20 protein-coding genes and 1 pseudogene are annotated in these 19,361 nt (G+C 71.4%); 15 read left to right on the top strand and 6 right to left on the bottom strand.

Annotated features, from left to right (window positions below; genetic code table 11):
* Positions 1-49: 49 nt before the first annotated feature.
* The 3 genes from ACFZBT_RS11150 (at position 50) to ACFZBT_RS11140 (ending at position 2,546) form a co-directional block, all read left to right on the top strand.
* Positions 50-637 carry a DUF5998 family protein gene (locus ACFZBT_RS11150; protein WP_382591913.1) on the top strand — a complete coding sequence of 196 codons (588 nt, stop codon included), beginning with the start codon at positions 50-52 and terminating at the stop codon, positions 635-637.
* Positions 637-1,833 (top strand): alkaline phosphatase family protein, encoded by a 1,197-nt coding sequence (locus ACFZBT_RS11145; protein WP_391101257.1) that lies wholly within the window; start codon positions 637-639, stop codon positions 1,831-1,833. The genes ACFZBT_RS11150 and ACFZBT_RS11145 overlap by 1 nt, the downstream gene beginning before the upstream one ends.
* Before the next feature lie 62 nt (positions 1,834-1,895).
* Positions 1,896-2,546 (top strand): thymidine kinase, encoded by a 651-nt coding sequence (locus ACFZBT_RS11140; RefSeq protein ID WP_391101254.1) that lies wholly within the window; start codon positions 1,896-1,898, stop codon positions 2,544-2,546.
* A 16-nt stretch (positions 2,547-2,562) separates the two neighbouring features.
* On the opposite strand, the gene ACFZBT_RS11135 is transcribed toward ACFZBT_RS11140, so the two are convergent.
* Positions 2,563-3,360, bottom strand: coding sequence for a VOC family protein (locus ACFZBT_RS11135; protein WP_391101252.1), 798 nt, complete (start codon positions 3,358-3,360; stop codon positions 2,563-2,565).
* Positions 3,361-3,612: 252 nt separating this feature from the next.
* Between ACFZBT_RS11135 and ACFZBT_RS11130 the strand changes: the two genes are divergently transcribed.
* Positions 3,613-4,461 (top strand): rhodanese-like domain-containing protein, encoded by an 849-nt coding sequence (locus ACFZBT_RS11130; protein ID WP_391101249.1) that lies wholly within the window; start codon positions 3,613-3,615, stop codon positions 4,459-4,461.
* Positions 4,462-4,551: 90 nt separating this feature from the next.
* Here the strand turns inward: ACFZBT_RS11130 and sepH are convergent, their stop codons facing one another.
* Positions 4,552-5,607 (bottom strand): septation protein SepH, encoded by a 1,056-nt coding sequence (sepH, locus tag ACFZBT_RS11125; protein ID WP_391101247.1) that lies wholly within the window; start codon positions 5,605-5,607, stop codon positions 4,552-4,554.
* A gap of 471 nt (positions 5,608-6,078) precedes the next feature.
* On the opposite strand from sepH, the gene ACFZBT_RS11120 reads away from it, so the two are divergent.
* A complete protein-coding gene (locus tag ACFZBT_RS11120; protein WP_391101243.1) occupies positions 6,079-6,906 on the top strand; it encodes a hypothetical protein in 828 nt (275 codons plus the stop codon).
* Here ACFZBT_RS11120 and ACFZBT_RS11115 read toward each other — a convergent pair.
* Both ACFZBT_RS11115 and ACFZBT_RS11110 read right to left on the bottom strand, forming a co-directional pair.
* On the bottom strand, positions 6,830-8,149 hold the full coding sequence (locus ACFZBT_RS11115; protein WP_391101241.1) for a D-arabinono-1,4-lactone oxidase: 1,320 nt from the start codon (positions 8,147-8,149) through the stop codon (positions 6,830-6,832). The two genes, ACFZBT_RS11120 and ACFZBT_RS11115, sit on opposite strands and share 77 nt — an antisense overlap.
* The gene (locus tag ACFZBT_RS11110) at positions 8,109-9,350 is read right to left on the bottom strand and encodes an MFS transporter (protein ID WP_391101239.1); all 1,242 of its coding nucleotides are present in this window, start codon (positions 9,348-9,350) and stop codon (positions 8,109-8,111) included. The genes ACFZBT_RS11115 and ACFZBT_RS11110 overlap by 41 nt, the downstream gene beginning before the upstream one ends.
* Positions 9,351-9,461: 111 nt before the next feature.
* Between ACFZBT_RS11110 and ACFZBT_RS11105 the strand changes: the two genes are divergently transcribed.
* Positions 9,462-10,589: a ferrochelatase gene (locus ACFZBT_RS11105; RefSeq protein WP_391101237.1), complete on the top strand. Its 1,128-nt coding sequence runs from the start codon at positions 9,462-9,464 to the stop codon at positions 10,587-10,589.
* Between the two features lie 8 nt (positions 10,590-10,597).
* Positions 10,598-11,413 carry an inositol monophosphatase family protein gene (locus tag ACFZBT_RS11100; protein ID WP_391101234.1) on the top strand — a complete coding sequence of 272 codons (816 nt, stop codon included), beginning with the start codon at positions 10,598-10,600 and terminating at the stop codon, positions 11,411-11,413.
* A gap of 120 nt (positions 11,414-11,533) precedes the next feature.
* On the opposite strand, the gene ACFZBT_RS11095 is transcribed toward ACFZBT_RS11100, so the two are convergent.
* Positions 11,534-11,707 (bottom strand): hypothetical protein, encoded by a 174-nt coding sequence (locus ACFZBT_RS11095; RefSeq protein WP_215118091.1) that lies wholly within the window; start codon positions 11,705-11,707, stop codon positions 11,534-11,536.
* Positions 11,708-12,133: 426 nt separating this feature from the next.
* Here ACFZBT_RS11095 and ACFZBT_RS11090 point away from each other — a divergent pair, with 426 nt between their 5' ends.
* The 4 genes from ACFZBT_RS11090 to ACFZBT_RS11075 all read left to right on the top strand — a co-directional run bounded on the left by ACFZBT_RS11090 (position 12,134) and on the right by ACFZBT_RS11075 (position 15,722).
* On the top strand, positions 12,134-12,787 hold the full coding sequence (locus ACFZBT_RS11090) for a response regulator transcription factor (protein WP_003993508.1): 654 nt from the start codon (positions 12,134-12,136) through the stop codon (positions 12,785-12,787).
* Positions 12,788-12,792: 5 nt separating this feature from the next.
* On the top strand, positions 12,793-14,025 hold the full coding sequence (locus ACFZBT_RS11085) for an ATP-binding protein (protein WP_391101231.1): 1,233 nt from the start codon (positions 12,793-12,795) through the stop codon (positions 14,023-14,025).
* 406 nt (positions 14,026-14,431) lie between these two features.
* Positions 14,432-14,728, top strand: coding sequence for a DUF4193 domain-containing protein (locus ACFZBT_RS11080; RefSeq protein WP_003993510.1), 297 nt, complete (start codon positions 14,432-14,434; stop codon positions 14,726-14,728).
* Positions 14,729-14,741: 13 nt separating this feature from the next.
* Positions 14,742-15,722 (top strand): hypothetical protein, encoded by a 981-nt coding sequence (locus ACFZBT_RS11075; protein WP_391101229.1) that lies wholly within the window; start codon positions 14,742-14,744, stop codon positions 15,720-15,722.
* Between the two features lie 42 nt (positions 15,723-15,764).
* Here the strand turns inward: ACFZBT_RS11075 and ACFZBT_RS11070 are convergent, their stop codons facing one another.
* Entirely contained in the window at positions 15,765-16,232 is a 468-nt protein-coding gene (locus tag ACFZBT_RS11070; RefSeq protein WP_391101227.1) for a DUF3093 family protein, read from the bottom strand.
* 58 nt (positions 16,233-16,290) lie between these two features.
* Between ACFZBT_RS11070 and ACFZBT_RS11065 the strand changes: the two genes are divergently transcribed.
* The 4 genes and pseudogenes from ACFZBT_RS11065 (at position 16,291) to ACFZBT_RS11050 (ending at position 19,308) form a co-directional block, all read left to right on the top strand.
* A complete protein-coding gene (locus tag ACFZBT_RS11065) occupies positions 16,291-16,875 on the top strand; it encodes a hotdog domain-containing protein (RefSeq protein WP_391101225.1) in 585 nt (194 codons plus the stop codon).
* 86 nt (positions 16,876-16,961) lie between these two features.
* Positions 16,962-17,513 (top strand): dUTP diphosphatase, encoded by a 552-nt coding sequence (gene dut / locus ACFZBT_RS11060; protein ID WP_391101478.1) that lies wholly within the window; start codon positions 16,962-16,964, stop codon positions 17,511-17,513.
* 1 nt (position 17,514) lies between these two features.
* The gene (locus ACFZBT_RS11055; RefSeq protein WP_391101222.1) at positions 17,515-18,264 is read left to right on the top strand and encodes a DUF3710 domain-containing protein; all 750 of its coding nucleotides are present in this window, start codon (positions 17,515-17,517) and stop codon (positions 18,262-18,264) included.
* A gap of 187 nt (positions 18,265-18,451) precedes the next feature.
* Positions 18,452-19,308 (top strand): annotated as a pseudogene (locus ACFZBT_RS11050) (hypothetical protein).
* Positions 19,309-19,361 lie beyond the last annotated feature (53 nt).

The raw sequence follows: 19,361 nt of genomic DNA, 5'->3' as shown, positions 1-19,361 counted from the left end.
GGGGGCGAGCTGTGCCTCGCAGTCAGTGGGCCCCCGTAGGATGGGCGTCATGGCCAAGACCAGTACGACGACCCAGGGGCTGCGGGCGGCGATCGAGCGCAGCGGCTACTACCCGGCCCTCGTGGCCGAGGCGGTGGAGGCCGCCGTGGGCGGCGAGCCCATGCGGTCGTACCTGGTCCACCAGGAGACGACGTTCGACCAGAACGAGGTGCGGCGGCATGTGACGGTGCTCGTCCTCACCGACAACCGCTTCATCGTCAGCCACACCGACGAGCAGGCCGCCGACAGCACCTCCCCGACGCCCTACGCCACGACGTCGACGGAGTCCGTGAAGATCGGCCGTATCTCGTCGATCGTGGTCAGCCGGGTCGTCGCCAACCCGGAGTCGTACAAGCCGGGCACCCTGCCCCGCGAGGTCGTCCTCACCATCGGATGGGGCGCCGTCTCCCGCATCGACCTGGAGCCGGCCGCCTGCGGCGACCCCAACTGCGAGGCGGACCACGGCTATACCGGCAACTCGACGGCGGACGACCTCAGCCTGCGCGTCAGCGAGGCCGGGGACGGACCGGAGACCGTGCGCCAGGCACTCGCCTTCGCGCAGGCCCTCTCCGAGGCGACCGCGGACGCCACCCGCTGATGGCACAGCCCACGACGGCCTGGGACCACTACCCCGAACCGCTCACCGTCGCCTCCGCACCGGTCCCCGAGTACGGCAGCGGCTCCCTCGCCGACCTGCTGCCCACGCTGGCCGCCGGCATGGGCGTGCCGGGAATGACCGCCGCGATCTCCGAGCTGACCCCCGCCGACCGGAACTGCGTGTTCCTGATCGACGGCCTCGGCTGGGAGCAGCTGAGGGCGCACCCCGAGGACGCCCCGTTCATGGCGTCCCTGCTCGCCACCTCGCGCGGCGGCACCGGGCGCCCGCTCACCGCCGGCTACCCGGCGACCACCGCGACCTCCCTCGCCTCCGTCGGCACCGGCCTGCCGCCCGGCGCGCACGGCCTGCCCGGCTACACGGTGCGCAACCCGGACACCGGCGAGCTGATGAACCAGCTGCGCTGGCAGCCGTGGGCCCCGCCCGGCCCCTGGCAGCCGTACCCGACGGTGTTCCAGCTGGCGCACGAGGCGGGTGTGCACGCCGCGCAGGTGTCGTCCCCGACCTTCGAGAACACCCCGCTGACCAAGGTCGCGCTCAGCGGCGGAAGGTTCCTCGGGCGGCTGCCCGGCGAGGACCGCGTCGACCTGGCGGCCGAGCAACTGGCCGCGGGCGACCGCTCCCTGGTGTACACGTACTTCGCCGAGGTCGACGGCGCCGGCCACCGCTACGGCGTCGACTCCGACACCTGGCGCGGCCAGCTCATGTACGCCGACCGCCTGGTCCAGCGCCTCGCCGAGCAACTGCCGCCCCGCAGCGCCCTCTACGTCACCGCCGACCACGGCATGATCGACGTGCCCTTCGACGAGCAGCACCGCATCGACTTCGACGAGGACTGGGAGCTGAGCGCCGGCGTCGCCCTGCTCGGCGGCGAGGGCCGCGCCCGGCACGTCTACGCGGTACCCGGTGCCGCGAACGACGTCCTGACCTGCTGGCGCGAGGTGCTCGGCGAGCAGTTCTGGATCGCCTCACGTGACGAGGCCATCGCGGCGGGCTGGTTCGGCCCGCGGATCGACGAGCGGGTGTACGGCCGGATCGGCGACGTGGTCGCTGCCGCGCGGGACGATGTCCTGATCATCGCCTCCGAGCGGGAGCCGAACGAGTCGGCGATGGTCGGCAACCACGGTTCGATGACCCCTGCCGAGCAGCTGGTCCCCCTGCTCGAAGTACGCTCCTGACGTCCCGCCACATCCCCGCTGTCCCGCCACATCCCGCTTCACCGAAAGGTGCTCACCTTCCCATGCCCGAGCTGGTGTTCTTCTCCGGAACGATGGACTGCGGGAAGTCGACCCTGGCTCTCCAGATCGAGCACAACCGCTCGGCGCGCGGCCTGGCGGGCATGATCTTCTCGCGCGACGACCGCGCCGGCGAGGGCAAGTTGTCCTCGCGCCTCGGCCTGGTCACGGACGCGGTGGAGGTCGAGGACGGGCAGGACCTCTACGCCTACCTCGTCGACCACCTCTCCCAGGGCGGCCGCGCGGACTACGTGATCGCCGACGAGGCGCAGTTCCTCGCGCCGGAGCAGATCGACCAGCTCGCGCGCGTGGTCGACGACCTGAGCCTCGACGTCTACGCCTTCGGCATCACGACGGACTTCCGCTCCAAGCTGTTCCCCGGCTCCCAGCGGCTGGTCGAACTGGCCGACCGGGTCGAGGTGCTCCAGGTCGAGGCCTTGTGCTGGTGCGGCGCCCGGGCCACGCACAACGCCCGCACGATAGGCGGCGCCATGGTCGTCGAGGGCGCCCAGGTGGTCGTCGGCGATGTCACCCACTCCGGCGACGAGGTCGGGTACGAGGTGCTGTGCCGCCGCCACCACCGCCGCCGGATGACCGCGGCGTCGGCCCGCGCGGCGGCGCTGTCACCGGACGTGCTGCCGATGTCGTCGGCCTGACCGCCCCGGCGGTACGTCAGCGCTGCAGCACAGCGAACCGCGCCCCCTCCTGATCCGCCACGGTCGCGACCCGGCCGTGTGGGGTGTCGTGGGCCGGCCTGAGGACGTGCCCGCCCAGGTGGACGAGATGGTCCAGCGTGTCGTCGACGTCGGCGACCTGGAAGTACGTCACCCAGTGGGGGCCCCGGTCGCGCGGCAGTGCCTGCCCCAGGCCGTGGATGCCGGCGACGGGTTCGCCGTCGCGGAGCAGGGTCACGTAGTCGAAGTCGGCGGAGACCACCGGCTCCTCCTCGTAGCCGAACACGGTCTGGTAGAACTTCGCGACGCTCGCCGTCTCGAAGGTCAGCAACTCGTTCCAGGCGGGTGTCCCGGGGACGCCCGAGACGGCCGTGCCGAGGTGCGCGGCGGCCTGCCAGATGCCGAAGACCGCGCCCGAGGGGTCGGAGCCGATCGCGAGGCGGCCGGCGTCGGAGGCGTCGAGCGGGCCGACGCCGATCGTGCCGCCACGACTGCGCACCGTCGCGGCCGTCAAGTCCGCGTTCCGGGAGGCGAAGTAGGGGGTCCACGCGATGGGCAGCTGACGGTCGGGCGGCAGCCGGCCGAGGCCCGCGACCTCGCGCCCGTCGAGCAGCGCACGTACGTACGGGCCGAGTTGCTGGGGTCCGGGCCGGAACTCCCAGCCGAACAGCGCCCCGTAGAACTCCTCGGTCGCGTCCAGCCCGTGCACCATCAGGCTCACCCAGCAGGGTGCGCCGGGCGCGTGCCGGGCGGGCGCTTCGCCGTCAGGGCCGGCGGACCCCCGTGCGTCGGTCATCGTCACTCTCTTCTCGGCCTCGCGGTGGCCGTGCTCTCCGCAGCCCTTGTGGGGCCCGCCCTGTGGGACGACCCGTGTCCGGGAGAATGCCCGATGCGCGGGGCGCTGTCCCTTGCGGCGCGCTTAGCGGCACGTGTCGTTCAGCTGTACAGCATGTGCTCGTTCCCGTACGCCGCGTGATCGTCCCGGTCCGGCCGAGCAGAGTAGCCGGACACGGACGGCTCGGCCACCCCCGTGCGCGAGGATGGGGCCATGAACGCCATCATCTCCGCATCCGACCTCGCGAACGACCTGAAGGGCGCCACCCCGCCGGTCCTGCTCGATGTGCGCTGGCAGCTCACCGCGGCCAAGGCGGCCGGTGAGCCGCCGTACGACGGCCGGGCCGAGTACGAGACAGGGCACCTGCCGGGGGCCGTCTACGTCGACCTGGACCGGGAGTTGGCCTCCGCGCCGGGCGAGGGCGGTCGGCACCCACTGCCCGACCTCGCGCACTTCGGCGCCGCGATGCGCCGGGCGGGCGTGTCGTCCGGGACGCCGGTGGTCGTCTACGACGGCGGCCAGGGCTGGGCGGCCGCCCGGGCGTGGTGGATGCTGCGTTGGACGGGTCACCCGGACGTGCGGGTCCTCGACGGCGGGTTGCCGGCCTGGGAGGGGTCGTTGGACACGTCCGTGCCCGCCCCGGCGGAGGGCGACTTCGTGCCCGAGCCCGGGGCGGGGCTGCTCGACGCCGACACCGCCGCGGAGTTGGCGAGGTCCGGGGTGCTGCTGGACGCGCGGGCGGGGGAGCGGTACCGGGGTGAGGTGGAGCCGATCGACCGGGTGGCCGGGCACATTCCGGGCGCGGTGTCGGCGCCCACCACCGAGAACGTGGGGGCGGACGGGCGCTACCTCCCCGCCCGGGAACTGCGGGAGCGCTTCAAGGGGCTCGGGGTGTCCGAAGGCTCGCGGGTCGGTGTGTACTGCGGGTCGGGGGTGTCCGCGGCCCATGAGGTCCTGGCGCTGGCGATCGCGGGCATTCCGGCTGAGCTGTACGTGGGGTCGTGGTCGGAGTGGTCCTCCGACCCGGACCGGCCGGTCGCTGTGGGGCCGGACCCCCAGTAGCCAGGTGCGCGCAGAAGGGCCGCGCCCGGAAGGCGCGGCCCTCATGACCGTACGTTCGGCGTCAACGCCGTGTGTCCGGGCTGCTCCCGGCTACTCCTGCTTCTTGCGCCGCGTCCCGAACACGATCTCGTCCCAGCTCGGGACGGCGGCTCTGCGGCCCGGACGGACTCCGTCGGCCTCGGCCTGGCGGTCGGTGGAACCGATGAGCCGGTCGCGGTGGCTGCCGACGGAGCGCGGCATGAGGACGTCCGCGTAGGCGGAACCGGCCGAGGCGGCGGGGGCCGGGGGCTCCTCCTCCTCGGGTTCGAGGACGAGGGGCTCCTCGTCCTCGAGCTCCGGTGCCGGACGCTCCGGCACCACCAGATCGCCACGGAAGCTGGGCACCGCCTCCAGCAGGCTGGTCAGCGAGTCCCGCTCGCCCGTGGCGGTCGTGCTCTCCTCGAGCGGCTCGGACGCCTGCGCGGGCAGGGCGGGCCGCTCACGGTCGCGGTCGGCGGGCCGGTCCAGCGGCCGGTCGCGCGGCAGCCGGGCGATCCGCGGGACGAACGGGAAGCTGGGCTCGGGCGCGGCCAGGTCGTCGGTCTCGCCGATGAGCATGCGCGCCTCGTCGTCGACGGCCTGGACCAGCCGCCGCGGCGGGTCGTAGGTCCAGCTCGCCGAGTGGGGCTCGCTCGCGACGCGGTAGACCAGCAGGACCTCCCAGGTGCCGTCGTCGCGACGCCACGAGTCCCACTGGACGGTGTCCTTGTCGACGCCGCGCACCATCAGCCGTTCCTGCACGGCCTCGCCCAGCGGCGGACCGGAGTTCTCGCCGGGGCGGCGGACCGGGGTCTTGCGGGCCCGCTCGGCCATGAACGCACGCTCGGCGAGCACCGGGCCCTCGAAGCGGCGCACCCGGTCGACGGGGATGCCTGCCATTTGCGCGACCTCTTCCGCGGTCGCGCCGGCTCGTATACGCGCCTGGATGTCGCGGGGGCGGAGATGGCTCTCCACCTCGATCTCGATCTGGCCGAGGCGGGGACGGTCGCCACGCACGGCGGCGCGGAGCCGTTCGTCGATCGGAAGCGTGTACTCCGTGCTGTCCGCAGCCTTCAGCACCAGCCGTGTGCCGTCATTCGAGACGGCCACGACACGCAGTTCGGGCATGGGGACCTCCCGGGTGGTGCCTGCCGACGTCACGTGCGTCGCTGCTTCCGCTAGTCGAGTGTGGCCTGCCCGGGTGCAGCCTGCCACAACCTTGCCGAGTTGCCCGGCGTGTCGGGCGCGGGCCCTGGATCGCCGTTATGGCACGGTTACCTATTCGCAACGCTAAGTGACGAACTCTGTCACCCTGTGCAACTAGCCCCCTCCCGGCGGTCCTTAAAGGCCCCGTACACCCTGGTGGGAGACCGGACCCAGGGCTCGCCACAGTACTCCATTTGGGCCACGTGCGTGGATTGGCACGCCGCCCAACTTCTGACAAGAGGGGGGACTTGGTCGCCCCATGCCCCCAATTCGTGATCTTGAACGTGGGGAAGTTCACGTAATCACCAGAAACGGAACTATCGCTTTCGGTCAGCCGTCCCCTTCTTGTGCAGATGAACGACCGTGTACGGGAAAGGCAGGCAAGATCCGGGGATGCGTGAAAGGCCCGATGGTGTCGGTGGAACGAGCGCTCCGGAGGCGGAGGGGCGCAAGCGGATCGACCTGAACATGCCCCAGGTCGCGGGCGGTGCCCTCGCGGCGGTCCTGGCCGCCAAACTGGCTTCCTGCTTCGGGGTGTACGGCACGATCCTGGGCGCCGGCGTCGTCAGTGTCGTCGCCACCTGCGGCGGCTCCCTCTTCCAGCACTTCTTCAAGCAGACCGGCGAGCAGATCCGCGGTGCCACGACCGTGCCTTCCAGGCCGGCGGACGGGCCCGCTGGGCAAGCGCCTCCGGCGCCCGGTGAGTTCACCGAGGGCACCGTCTACCGCGCCCGGGTCAGGGGGTGGAAGCGGCCGGTGCTCGCGGCGGCCGTGGTCTTCGGTGTCACGATGGCCGGAATCACCACCTACGAGCTGGCCTCGGGCCACAGCCTCAGCGGCGGACGCAGCACGACCGTCGGCGACGCCTTCTCCGGTGGCGGCAATGCCGCGCCGGGCTCCGGGCGTTCGGGCGGCCGAGGCGCGGAGGACTCCGGGACCGCCGACGACTCCCAGGGCTCCGATTCCGGCGGCGGCACCACGATGCCCAGCCCGTCAGGCACGGGCGAGGCCACCAGTACCCCGCGGGGCGAGGAGGAAGCCTCGCCCTCTCCCGGCGAGGGCACCGGTACGGCGACCGGATCGGCGCCCACGCCGAGCGACGGGGGGAGTGAGGGCCCCGGGAGCGCAACCCCCAGCGCGTCGTCTACGCCCCCAGAGCCCGCCGCAAGTAGTCGTTCTGGAACCGCCGATCAGGGTCGAGACGGTCCCGCAGCGCCGTGAACTCGCCGAAGCGCGGATACACCCGGGAGAAGTACTCGGCGTCCCTGGTGTGGACCTTGCCCCAGTGCGGACGTCCCTCGTGGGCGGTGAAGATGCGCTCGGCCGCGGTGAAGTACCGCTGGTAGGGCGTGCCCTGGAACATGTGGACGGCGATGTACGCGGTGTCGCGGCCGGAGGCGGTGGACAGCGTGATGTCGTCGGCGGGAGCGGTGCGCACCTCGACGGGGAAGCTCACCCTCAGCCCGGAGCGGTCGACCATGGCCTTCAGCTCGCGCAGCGCGTCGCCTACGGCCGCGCGCGGAACGGCGTACTCCATCTCCACGAAGCGCACCCGGCGCGGAGACGTGAAGACCTTGTAAGGAATGTCGGTGTAGCTCCGCGCGGACAGGGCCTTGCTGGAGATCTGCGCGATCGCGGGGATCGTGGCGGGCACCGCGCGGCCGACCCAGTTAGCGACCTGGAAGACGCCGTTGGAGAGGAACTCGTCCTCGAACCAGCCCTGGAGCTGCGGCACGGGCTTCTCCGGGCCCGCACTGCGGTTGTTGCGCTTGGTGTTGGTGCTGCCGGTGTGCGGGAACCAGTAGAACTCGAAGTGCTCGTTCTCGGCCCAGAGTTCCTCGAAGTCTGCCAGGACCCTGTCGAACGGCATCGGTTCCTCGCGGGCCGTGAGCAGGAAGACCGGCTCGACGGCGAACGTGATCGCGGTGACGATGCCCAGTGCCCCGAGGCCGATACGGGCCGCCGCGAAGACCTCCGGGTTCTCCTTCTCGGAGCAGGTGAGGACCGAGCCGTCGGCGGTGACCAGTTCGAGGCCCCGGATCTGGGCGGCGATCGAGGCGGAGTCGCGGCCCGTGCCGTGCGTGCCCGTGCTGACGGCCCCGGAGACGGTCTGCTCCATGATGTCGCCCATGTTCGTGAGCGACAGGCCCTCACGCGCGAGGGCCATGTTGAGCCTCTTGAGCGGGGTGCCCGCCTCCACCGTGACCGTCATGGAGGCGCGGTCAATGCCACGTATGCCGGTCAACAGTTGAGGGCGGATCAACACACCGTCCGTCGCGGCTATGGACGTGAAGGAGTGCCCGGTGCCGACGGCCTTCACTCTGAGGCCGTCCTCGGCGGCCTGCCGCACGGCGGCGGCCAGCTCCTCGACGGAAGCCGGGGTGACCTGCCGCGCGGGACGCGCGGAGACGTTGCCGCCCCAGTTACGCCACGTGCCGTTCTTTCCGTTCGCTGTGCTGCTCAACGGAGCCTCCCCGACCCGGAGCCGGCCGCTTGAGCCGGCGGAATCCCAGGAAACCCACCGCGACCGCGACGGCCCCGGCCACCGCCGGAACCCCGTACCCGGCACGTGCCCCGGCCGCGTCGATCACCCAGCCGGCCGCGGCGGAGCCGAGTGCGACCCCCACCGCGAGCCCGGTGCTCACCCAGGTCATCCCCTCGGTGAGCTGCGCACGTGGTACGTGCTCTTCGATGAGGGACATCGTCGTGACCATCGTCGGAGCGACGGACAGACCCGCAACGAACAGCGCCACGGCCAGAAACGGCAAGTTTCCGACCAGTAGGAGGGGGATCATACTCACGGCCATGGCGCACACGCCCAGCAACCACCGACGTTCCGGTGCCCCGGCGAAGTGCAGGAGCCCGAAGATCATGCCCGCCACACAGGAACCCGTGGCGTACAGCGCGAGGACGATGCTCGCGGCGGCCTTGTGTCCCTCCTCGTCGGCGAAGGCCACGGTGACCACGTCGACCGCCCCGAAGATCGCCCCCGTCGCCACGAAGGTGGCCACCAGGACCTGAAGGCCCCCCGCGCGGATCGCCGAACCGCCGCCGCCGTGCCGCTCGCGCGGGTGCGGCACGGGCTCGGTGGCGCGCTGCGCGGTCAGCCAGAAGACGCCCGCCGCGAGGAAGCAGGCGGCGAGCAGCGGACCGGCCTCCGGGAACCAGGCCGTGGACAGACCGATGGAGATGATCGGCCCGAAGACGAAGCACACCTCGTCCACCACGGACTCGAACGAGTACGCGGTGTGCAGCTGCGGCGTACCCCGGTACAGGGCCGCCCAGCGGGCCCGGATCATCGCGCCGACACTCGGTACGCAGCCGATTCCCGCACACGCCACGAACAGCACCCAGTCCGGCCACCCGTAGTGCGCGGCGAACAGCAGCACGGCCGCGGCGGTCAGCGAGACCAGGGTCGCCGGGCGCAGCACCCGCCGCTGTCCGTGCTGGTCGACCAGCCGCGAGACCTGCGGTCCGGCCACCGCGGCGGCAAGCGCGATGGTCGCCGAGAGAGCACCGGCCAGGCCGTACCGGCCGGTGAGCTGGGAGACCATCGTGACCACGCCGATGCCCATCATCGACAGCGGCATCCGGCCGAGGAAGCCCGCGGCGGAGAAACCCTTGGAGCCTGGGGCTGCGAACAGAGCGCGGTAGGGGCTGGGCAACGGGGTCTCCGAGGGCTCAGTAAGCTGCGAACGCAGTCGACACAGCTTACGCCCGGAACGGCCCGTCCCCGCCGTTTCCCGGCTGTCGGTGCAGGGTGGCAGGATCGACCCATGCCAGACGCGCGCGATGTCACCCCCTACGACGCCCTGCTGCTGCTCTCGTTCGGCGGCCCGGAAGGCCCGGACGACGTGGTCCCGTTCCTGGAGAACGTGACGCGCGGGCGTGGCATCCCCAAGGAACGCCTCAAGGAAGTCGGGCAGCACTACTTCCTGTTCGGCGGGGTCAGCCCCATCAACGACCAGAACCGCGCCCTGCTGGACGCCCTGCGCAAGGACTTCGCCGACCACGGCCTCGACCTGCCGGTCTACTGGGGCAACCGCAACTGGGCGCCGTACCTGACGGACACACTGCGCGAGATGGTCCGCGACGGCCGCCGCCGCATCCTGGTCCTCGCCACCAGCGCCTACGCCTCGTACTCGGGCTGCCGCCAGTACCGGGAGAACCTCGCCGACTCACTCGCGGCCCTGGAGGCCGAGGGCCTGGTGCTGCCGAAGATCGACAAGCTGCGGCACTACTTCAACCACCCGGGCTTCCTGGAGCCCATGATCGACGGGGTGCTCCGGTCCCTCGCCGAGCTCGACGAGGACGTCCGGGACGGGGCGCACCTCGCCTTCTCGACCCACTCGATCCCGACGGCCTCCGCCGACACCTCCGGACCGGTCGAGGACCACGGCGACGGCGGCGCCTACGTCCGGCAGCACCTGGACGTGGCGAAGCTCATCGCGGACGCCGTCCGCGAGCGCACCGGCGTCGACCACCCCTGGCAGCTCGTCTACCAGTCCCGCTCCGGAGCCCCGCACATCCCGTGGCTGGAGCCCGACATCTGCGACCACCTGGAGGAGCGGCACGCGGCCGGTGTCCCGGCCGTGGTGATCGCGCCCATCGGGTTCGTCTCCGACCACATGGAGGTCCTGTACGACCTCGACACGGAGGCCAAGGCGAAGGCCGGGGAACTGGGGCTGCCGATGCGCCGCTCGGCCACCGTCGGCGCCGACCCGAGGTTCGCCGCCGCCGTCCGCGAACTCGTCGTGGAGCGGGCCGCCGCCGAGCGCGGGCAGGAGGTCACCCCGTGCGCCCTGGGCGCCCTCGGAGCGAGCCACGACCTCTGCCCGGTCGGCTGCTGCCCGGCCCGCGCCCCCCGGCCCGCCGCCGCGGGCGCCGACAGCACCTACGCGTGAGGAGCCTTGTGACCGACCCGCTGCACACGGACCTGCTCGACCTCGCCCAGGAGGCCGCCCGCCGCGCCGGCGCCCTGCTGCGGGACGGGCGCCCGGCCGACCTGGCGGTCGCCGCGACCAAGTCCAGCCCCATCGACGTCGTCACGGAGATGGACATCGCGGCCGAGAAGCTGATCACCGGCCTGATCGCCGAGCGCCGCCCGGACGACGGCGTCCTCGGCGAGGAGGGCGCCGCCACGGAGGGCACCAGCGGCATCCGCTGGGTGATCGACCCGCTCGACGGCACGGTCAACTACCTGTACGGGCTCCCCACCTGGGCCGTCTCCATCGCCGCCGAGCAGGACGGCGAGACCGTCGTCGGAGTCGTCACGGCCCCGATGCGCGGCGAGACGTTCCACGCCGTGCTCGGCGGCGGTGCCTGGGCCACGGGCGCCTGGGACGGCGAGCGCCGGCTGGCCTGCCGCCCCGCGCCGCCCCTGGACCAGGCACTCGTCTCGACGGGCTTCAACTACGTCGCCGAGGTCCGTGCCCACCAGGCCGGGGTCGCCCAGCGGCTGATCCCGCTGCTGCGCGACATCCGGCGCGGCGGCTCGGCCGCGGTCGACCTGTGCGACCTGGCCGCGGGACGCCTGGACGGCTACTACGAGCGGGGTCTGCACCCCTGGGACCTGGCGGCGGGTGACCTCATCGCCCGGGAGGCGGGCGCCCTGACCGGTGGACGCCCCGGAGAAGGCCCGTCCGGCGATCTGGCGGTCGCGGCCACCCCGGGTGTCTTCGAACCCCTCCAGCGCCTCCTGGAAGACTTCGGCGCCTGGCACGACTGAGGACGGCCCGGACCGGCGTACGACGGCCGATGCCGTGCTGAACACCGGGTGAACAGGACCGCACGACGACGAAGCGGGCCCCGGCGCTGGATTCGCCGGGGCCCGCTTCGTACGCCCTGATCAGACGCTCGCTGCGCTGACCTCCACACCGTGCTCGGCGGCGAGGCGGCGCAGGTCGTCGAGCTCGCCCTGCTCCACTTCGACGAGGAAGTCGTCGCCCTCGTCGCGAGCCCGGGACAGATCGGACTCGGTCGCCCTTATGCGCTGCAGAAGTCCTGCGGTGAATGCGTCCATGCTGCGCCCCCTCGTCCTGGGTCGTGGGTCGTTGGCACGGGGGTGTGCCGTTCGGAAGGGACGATCACGTCTCCGGTGGATGCCCAGCGCCGCTCAGCTGGGCGGCGACGGTGCCGGGCACCCACGCCCGCCCTGCGGAAAAGCGGATTGATGCGCACCGCATGGTGGTGCGGTACCAGCAGAGTGTGATCGTGGGATGTAAAGCCGTCCTCCCCAAGCTCCCTTCCGTGGAAACCTAACCGGAGGAGAAAATCTCCTATTCCCCGCAGTCACACCCGTGCCCGACCTCTCCCTCACCCGCCTTACCTCCGACTTATGGCCGAAAAGGGCAGGATGGAGGGCAACACACCAACAGACCGTCGAAGACCCCTGCCCGCACGCGCCCGAGAAGCGCTGTGCGGGTGGACATGAGGAAGGACAAGGGACGTGCGCGTACTCGTCGTCGAGGACGAGCAACTGCTCGCCGATGCGGTGGCCACCGGACTGCGCCGGGAGGCCATGGCCGTCGACGTCGTGTACGACGGTGCGGCCGCCCTGGAGCGCATCGGCGTCAACGACTACGACGTGGTCGTCCTCGACCGCGACCTCCCGCTCGTGCACGGCGACGACGTCTGTCGCAAGATCGTCGAGCTCGGCATGCCCACGCGGGTGCTGATGCTCACGGCCTCCGGCGACGTCAGCGACCGTGTGGAGGGCCTGGAGATCGGCGCCGACGACTATCTGCCCAAGCCCTTCGCCTTCAGCGAGCTCATCGCGCGTGTGCGTGCCCTCGGCCGGCGCACCAGCGTGCCCCTGCCGCCGGTCCTGGAGCGCGCCGGGATCAAGCTCGACCCCAACCGCCGCGAGGTCTTCCGCGACGGCAAGGAGGTCCAGCTCGCGCCCAAGGAGTTCGCCGTCCTGGAGGTGCTGATGCGCAGCGAGGGGGCCGTCGTCTCGGCGGAGCAACTGCTGGAGAAGGCCTGGGACGAGAACACCGACCCGTTCACGAACGTCGTGCGCGTGACCGTCATGACCCTGCGCCGCAAGCTCGGCGAGCCGCCCGTCATCGTCACCGTCCCCGGCTCCGGCTACCGGATCTGATACCCGTGGCAGCGACTCCAGCGCCCCCGCAGGCGCCCCCGAAGCCCACCTGGGACCCCAGGAGGCCCGCGCCGCCCTTTCCCTGGCTGCGCCCGACCATCCGCATACGGCTCACGCTGCTCTACGGCGGCATGTTCCTGATCGCCGGCATCCTGCTGCTGTCGATCATCTACCTGCTCGCCGCGCAGGCGCTCAACGTGGGCAGCGAGCTGCCGTTCAAGATCGTCGAGGGCAAGGTCACCAGCGACATCTGCAACCTGCCCAGCCAGGCCTCGCCCAGCGAGTTCAACGACGCGATGAACCAGTGCGTCAACGACCAGCGCCAGCACGCCCTGGACAACCTGCTCAGTCGCTCGCTCCTGGCCCTGCTGGGCCTGGCGGTCATCGCCTTCGCCTTCGGCTACGCCATGGCAGGCAGGGTCCTGTCGCCGCTGGGCCGGATCACCCGCACCGCCCGCACGGTGGCGGGCTCCGACCTGTCCCGCCGCATCGAGCTGGACGGCCCGGACGACGAGCTGAAGGAGCTGGCGGACACCTTCGACGACATGCTGGAGCGGCTCCAGCGCGCCTTCACCGCCCAGCAGCGCTTCGTCGGCAACGCCTCGCACGAGCTGCGGACGCCGCTGGCGATCAACCGCACGCTCCTGGAGGTGCACCTGTCCGACCCGGGCGCGCCGGTGGAGCTCCAGCAGCTCGGCAAGACCCTGCTGGCCACCAACGAGCGCAGCGAGCAGCTCGTCGAGGGGCTGCTGCTGCTCGCCCGCAGCGACAACCAGATCGTGGAGCGGGGGCCGGTGGACCTGGCCGAGGTCGCCTCGCAGGCCATCGACCAGGTGCACGGCGAGGCCGAGGACAAGGGCGTGCGGATCCGTGGCGAACAGAAGCCCGCGGTCGTCCAGGGCAACGGCGTGCTGCTGGAGCGGATCGCGCTCAACCTGGTGCAGAATGCCGTGCGCTACAACGTGGCCGAGGACGGCTGGGTCGAGGTCACCACCGAGGTCCAGCACGGCCAGGCGGTCCTGGTCGTCTCGAACACGGGCCCGGTCGTGCCGGCGTACGAGATCGACAATCTCTTCGAGCCGTTCCGGCGGCTGCGCACGGAGCGCACGGGCAGCGACAAGGGCGTCGGACTCGGTCTGTCCATCGTCCGGTCCGTGGCCCGGGCGCACGGCGGGCACATCTACGCCCAGCCACGCGAGGGAGGTGGGCTCGTGATGCGAGTCACGCTGCCCATCTGAGATCATGTCGCCGATCAACTCGGCGATGCACGGGGATGTTCGCTTTGCGCGGAATTTCTGAGGCCTCACCTCGGGCGCCCCGTGTGTGATCGATCACAGGGGCGCCTTTCAGGCCATCTACTCTCCGTGATCATGAGTCCTGCCGGAAAGCCGGGAAAATCCCGGTTTTCGGGGGTCTTGATCACGGGAAGTACAGGGTGAGACGCCTTTGAGGTGCGGCATTCGGACCGTGTACGGTCCCCATCGCCATCCAAGCCGATCACTCGTGAGGAGTCCGGTTGGGTGTCGATTGAGTAACAGACCTTGATGTGAGGCAAAATCTCCGCCTCAGGTCGGGCACAAGTCCGGCCTCTCACGCGTTACGTGCGCTGGAGACACCGCAGACACCCAGAGGGGGAGAGCGACCATGGCAACCGATTACGACACTCCACGCAAGACCGACGACGACGTTGACTCGGACAGCCTCGAAGAACTGAAGGCCCGGCGGAACGACAAGTCGGCTTCCGCAGTGGACGTCGACGAATTCGAGGCCGCCGAGGGCCTCGAGCTGCCCGGAGCCGATCTCTCGAACGAGGAACTGGCCGTCCGGGTGCTCCCGAAGCAGCAGGACGAGTTCACCTGCATGAGCTGCTTCCTGGTGCACCACCGCAGCCAGCTGGCCCGGGAGAAGAACGGTCAGCCGATCTGCCGCGACTGCGACTGAGGACGGGTCGGCCGTGACTGGCTCGACCCCTCCCTGGAAGCGCCGCTTCTCCAAGCGGAAAGCGGACGAAGGGCCGATGGACGGCCCGCAGTACGGCGCGCGTGACGACGAGCGAGGCCCAACCGGTACGGGGGCGGCCTCGCTCGAACCGGCCGCGGACCGGAATGACCCCCCGGCGTCCGTGGACGTCCCCGCACCCGTCGTCCGACGGCGGGCGGGGACGATCCGGGAAAGGGCCAGAGAGAGCGCCCGCAAGGGCGGTGTCCGGGCCCGGGCGGGCCTCGCGTACCTTGCCGACCGGATCATCGAACTGGCGCCGCGGATCCCCGTACGGGACCTGGCGACGCTCCGCAGGCAGTTCCCGGGCCTCGGCCCCGAAGAGCTCGCGGACAAACTCGTGGCGGGCGCGGCGAGCGCGACAGCGACGGTCGGAGCCGGTATCGGCGCGGCCGCGATGCTTCCCGTACCGCCCGCCATGCCGACGGAACTGGCCGCCGAGGTCACCGGCGTCGCCGCGATCGAGCTGAAGCTGATCGCCGAACTCCACGAGGTCTACGGCGTACGGCCGCCCGGCAACCTCAAGCAGCGCAGCACGGCCTACCTCGACTCGTGGTCGGGGGAGCGCGGGATCGACGCGACCAAGCCGTCGACGCTGAGTGTGGCGCTGAACAGCCGCATGAAGCGGGAGCTGCGGCAGCGGATCATGAAGCGGATGGTCCGCAGCATGCCGAACCTGATCCCGTTCCTGGTGGGCGCCGCCGTGGGGGCGGCCATGAACCGCAGCGAGACGAGAAAGCTCGCCGCGCGGATCCGGAAGGACCTGCGCAAGCTCCAGGTGCCCTGGGAGGCCCTGGATGAGCTTCCCGCGCTGGAACGTCCGGCGGACGTCCTGGAGATGGGCGAGATCACCAGCGACCCGCTGGGCCGCCGCACGGACGCGGAACGCGACGACAAGAACGACAAGCGCGACGAGGGGCGCGACGACGGGCGCTGAAGCCCGCCCGTCCGCCGCCGGGTGAAGCCCCGCTCGGATGTACTACTCCGGCTTCGCCGGCTTCGTGGTCCGCAGCGCCTCCGCCAGACGCTCCGGCTCGCGCGTGGACAGATACAGGTACGGAGTCGGGTCCTCCGGGTCCGTGACCGCCACGCGCAGGGCCGTGGGGATGTAGGCGCGCAGCAGCAGAAAGGCGCGCGGGTCGGCCTTGTGGGTGCGCCAGGCGCGCGCCTCCTCCGCGTCCAGGATCTCCGCTTCGCCCAGCGCCGCCAGCGGGATCTTCGCCTCGCCCGCGATCAGCGAATCGCCCACCACACGGATGCGGACCGCGCCGTACGAACTCGCGGCGACGGCCGCGACCGCGGTGCCTCCGGCCAGGCCGCCGAGCATGGGCAGCGTGCCGAACGGAAGCAGGATCAGGGCCATCGAGACGCCGACGAGGAACGAGATCAGCCACCAGGTCCGGGGGGCGGTGAGGCGTTCTTCGTACGGGGCGGCGGAGAGCTGCATGGAGCCAAGCTTGACACGGTGTCCGGAACGGGCCCACGCGCGGGTAAGGTCTCCGGCTGTGAGTCGTACTTCCACAGCTCTTCAGCCTCCGGCCGACGCCGTGCGGCCGGTGCGGCATCCGGACGCTCCGGCGCCCGGTGAGCTCCTCGGCGCGCACTACGGCCAGTGCTTCGGCTGCGGCGGAGACCAGCCGCACGGGCTGCACCTGGAGGCGCGGGCCGGCGAGGGCGTGTCACTCACCGCCGAGTTCACCGTGCGGCCCGCCCACCAGGGCGCCCCCGGCCTCGCGCACGGCGGGGTGCTCGCCACCGCCCTGGACGAGGCCCTCGGCTCGCTGAACTGGCTGCTGCGCACGATCGCCGTGACCGGGCGGCTGGAGACCGACTTCATGGGGCCCGTGCCCGTCGGCACCACCCTGCACCTTCAGGCCGAGGTGACAGCGGTGGCCGGGCGGAAGATCTACTCGACCGCGACCGGACGCGTGGGAGGCCCCGACGGGCCCGTCGCCGTGCGCGCCGACGCGCTCTTCGTCGAGGTGAAGGTCGACCACTTCGTCGAGCACGGTCGCCAGGAGGAGATCCAGGCGGCCATGAAGGACCCGGACCAGGTCCGGCGCACCCGTGCCTTCGAGGTGAACCCGTGAGCCTGGAAGGCCCCGTGAGCCCGTCCGGCCCCATGAGCCCCACCGATCCCGTGAGCACGGAAAGCCCCATGACTCCCACGAGCCCCGTGAGCCGTCAGCCCCTGGACGTGCTGATCCGGCGCGTCGACCCGGACGTACCCCTTCCGTCGTATGCGCAGCCCGGTGACGCGGGCGCCGATCTGCGCACCACCGAGGCGTGCCAACTGGAGCCGGGCGAGCGGGCCGTGCTGCCCACGGGCGTGTCTGTGGCACTGCCGGAGGGGTACGCGGCCTTCGTGCACCCGCGATCCGGTCTGGCCGCGCGCTGCGGCGTCGCCCTGGTGAATGCCCCGGGGACGGTTGATGCCGGGTACCGTGGGGAGATCAAGGTGATCGTGGTGAATCTCGACCCGCGCGAGGCCGTGCGGTTCGAGCGCTTCGACCGGATTGCCCAACTGGTAGTCCAGCAGGTCGAGAAGGTTCGCTTCCAAGAGGTGGCAAAACTTCCCGACTCGGCGCGGGCCGAGGGGGGCTTCGGGTCCACCGGAGGCCATGCGGCGGTGGACGGGACGAGCGGCACAAGCGGTCAGGCCGCCCTGGGCGGTCGGACGGGTGGGAATCGATACGCTTCGGTCGTATCCGACCGGGAAGGACAGTGACGTGTTCGGACGTCGCAAGAATAGGGATGCCGCCGAAGACGCGGCCGGCGAGACCGAGCAGGTCGTCGACGGTGTCGACAGTGAGGCGGACGAGGGCGAGCGCCTGAGGCTCGAGCCGGCGCCGCGGCCCGACGGGCCCTGGGACAGCTCCGAGGTCCGTGACCCGGCCGAGGGCCGGGTCGACCTGGGTGGTCTGTTCGTGCCCGGCGTCGAGGGCATGGAGCTCAGGGTAGAGGTCGCGGGCGACGCGATCGTGGCGGCGACGGTCGTGCTGCGGGACAGCGCCATCCAGCTGCAGGGCTTCGCCGCACCCAAGCGCGAGGGCATCTGGGGCGAGGTGCGCGAGGAGATCGGCTCGGGCATCACCCAGCAGGGCGGCATCGTCGACGAGGTCGAGGGGCCGCTGGGCTGGGAGTTGCGGGCCCAGGTGCCGGTGCAGCTGCCGGACGGCACCGGCGGCTTCCAGGTCGTGCGGTTCATCGGCGTGGACGGCCCGCGGTGGTTCCTGCGCGGGGTCATCTCGGGCCAGGGCGCGGTGCAGCCGCAGGCGGCCGGGCTGCTCGAGCAGATCTTCCGGGACACGGTCGTGGTCCGGGGCGAGGGCCCGATGGCGCCCCGCGACCCGATCGTCCTGAAGCTGCCGAACGACGCCCAGATGGTCCCCGAGGGCGTCCAGCAGGAGGAGGGCTCCCGCTTCGCCGGCGGAATGGGCCAGCTCCAGCGCGGACCGGAGATCACCGAGGTCCGCTGAGGCGCTTGGACACAGCAGGGCCGTACCCCAAAGGGGGTGCGGCCCTTTCTCGTGCGTGCTCGTGTCGCATGCGTGCTCATGTGTGAAGCCTTTGACGGGTCATTGGTCTGTACCTACTGTCTCCGTCCCACGCGTCTGTTCATAAAGGCGCTTCACGTTCATATACCAGAACAGAAGGCTCCCACCTATGCGCAGAACCGCACTGCTGACGGCCGCGGTGGCCCTCGTCGCCGGTGTCCTCGCCCGGCCCGCCGAGGCCGCTCCCAGCAGCTTCGTCCACCCCGGAGTCACCGTCTCCAAGGGGCAGCTGGGCTTCGCCCGCTCCAAGGTCGACTCCGGTGCCCAGCCCTGGAAAGGCGCCTTCGACCGGATCGGGCGAACTCCGGCCGCTCCGCCACCATGCTCCGCAACGTCTACCTCCCCGAGGTGATCAACGGCTCCCACTCCAACGGGAACTGGAAGCTGTCGATGATGGAGGCCGCCGTCGGCGTCTCCGTCCACCTGGAGGACAAGGCGTCGTACGCCAAGGCCATGGCGAAGTTCCGGACGCGGACGGCCGCCTACGTCTACCTGGCCTCCGACGGTGAGCTGCCGAAGACCGTGCCCAGCCAGAACCTGGACACCCGGGAGAAGATCGTCCGGTACTGGCAGGGGCAGTCGACCTTCGCCGACGGGCTCAGCCAGGAGACCTGCCGGGACTTCACCCACACCGGCTACGGCCTCTCCGCCGTCTCGCACATCGCCGAGACCAGCCGGATCCAGGGCCATGACCTCTACGGCACCGACGTGGGCGAGCGGCTGCGGCACGGGCTCGGCTTCCACGCCAGGTACGAGCTCGGCGCCGCCGTCCCGGGATGGCTGTGCGGCGGCTCGCTCAAGCCCGGGCTCGGGCCGGTCTCCGAGGTCGGCCACAACGCCCCGGCCAACCGTCTCGGGCACGCCATGACCAACACCCAGACCCTGGCCCTGCGGGGCCGCCCGGCCGGCAGCAACAACCTCTTCGTCGCCTGGGAGACCCTCAGCCACGGCGACAATCCCGCGTGAGGCCCTGACCCGCCGGGCGCGTCAGGGTTCCGTCAAAGACGGTCTGCGGGCAC

This window comes from Streptomyces sp. NPDC008137, assembly GCF_042957035.1.
GTDB lineage: Bacteria > Actinomycetota > Actinomycetes > Streptomycetales > Streptomycetaceae > Streptomyces.
Note: the sequence above shows the minus strand (reverse complement) of the source record. Positions and strands in the feature narration are given on the sequence as shown.

What these genes read in the sequence shown, in the direction of transcription:
- ACFZBT_RS11095 (WP_215118091.1), bottom strand. Translation starts at nt 11,707, where the DNA reads ATGGACGCATTCACCGCAGGACTTCTGCAGCGCATAAGGGCGACCGAG.
- ACFZBT_RS11135 (WP_391101252.1), bottom strand. Translation starts at nt 3,360, where the DNA reads ATGACCGACGCACGGGGGTCCGCCGGCCCTGACGGCGAAGCGCCCGCC.
- ACFZBT_RS11150 (WP_382591913.1), top strand. Translation starts at nt 50, where the DNA reads ATGGCCAAGACCAGTACGACGACCCAGGGGCTGCGGGCGGCGATCGAG.
- ACFZBT_RS11105 (WP_391101237.1), top strand. Translation starts at nt 9,462, where the DNA reads ATGCCAGACGCGCGCGATGTCACCCCCTACGACGCCCTGCTGCTGCTC.
- ACFZBT_RS11140 (WP_391101254.1), top strand. Translation starts at nt 1,896, where the DNA reads ATGCCCGAGCTGGTGTTCTTCTCCGGAACGATGGACTGCGGGAAGTCG.
- ACFZBT_RS11120 (WP_391101243.1), top strand. Translation starts at nt 6,079, where the DNA reads ATGCGTGAAAGGCCCGATGGTGTCGGTGGAACGAGCGCTCCGGAGGCG.
- ACFZBT_RS11070 (WP_391101227.1), bottom strand. Translation starts at nt 16,232, where the DNA reads ATGCAGCTCTCCGCCGCCCCGTACGAAGAACGCCTCACCGCCCCCCGG.
- ACFZBT_RS11080 (WP_003993510.1), top strand. Translation starts at nt 14,432, where the DNA reads ATGGCAACCGATTACGACACTCCACGCAAGACCGACGACGACGTTGAC.
- ACFZBT_RS11130 (WP_391101249.1), top strand. Translation starts at nt 3,613, where the DNA reads ATGAACGCCATCATCTCCGCATCCGACCTCGCGAACGACCTGAAGGGC.
- sepH (WP_391101247.1), bottom strand. Translation starts at nt 5,607, where the DNA reads ATGCCCGAACTGCGTGTCGTGGCCGTCTCGAATGACGGCACACGGCTG.
- ACFZBT_RS11145 (WP_391101257.1), top strand. Translation starts at nt 637, where the DNA reads ATGGCACAGCCCACGACGGCCTGGGACCACTACCCCGAACCGCTCACC.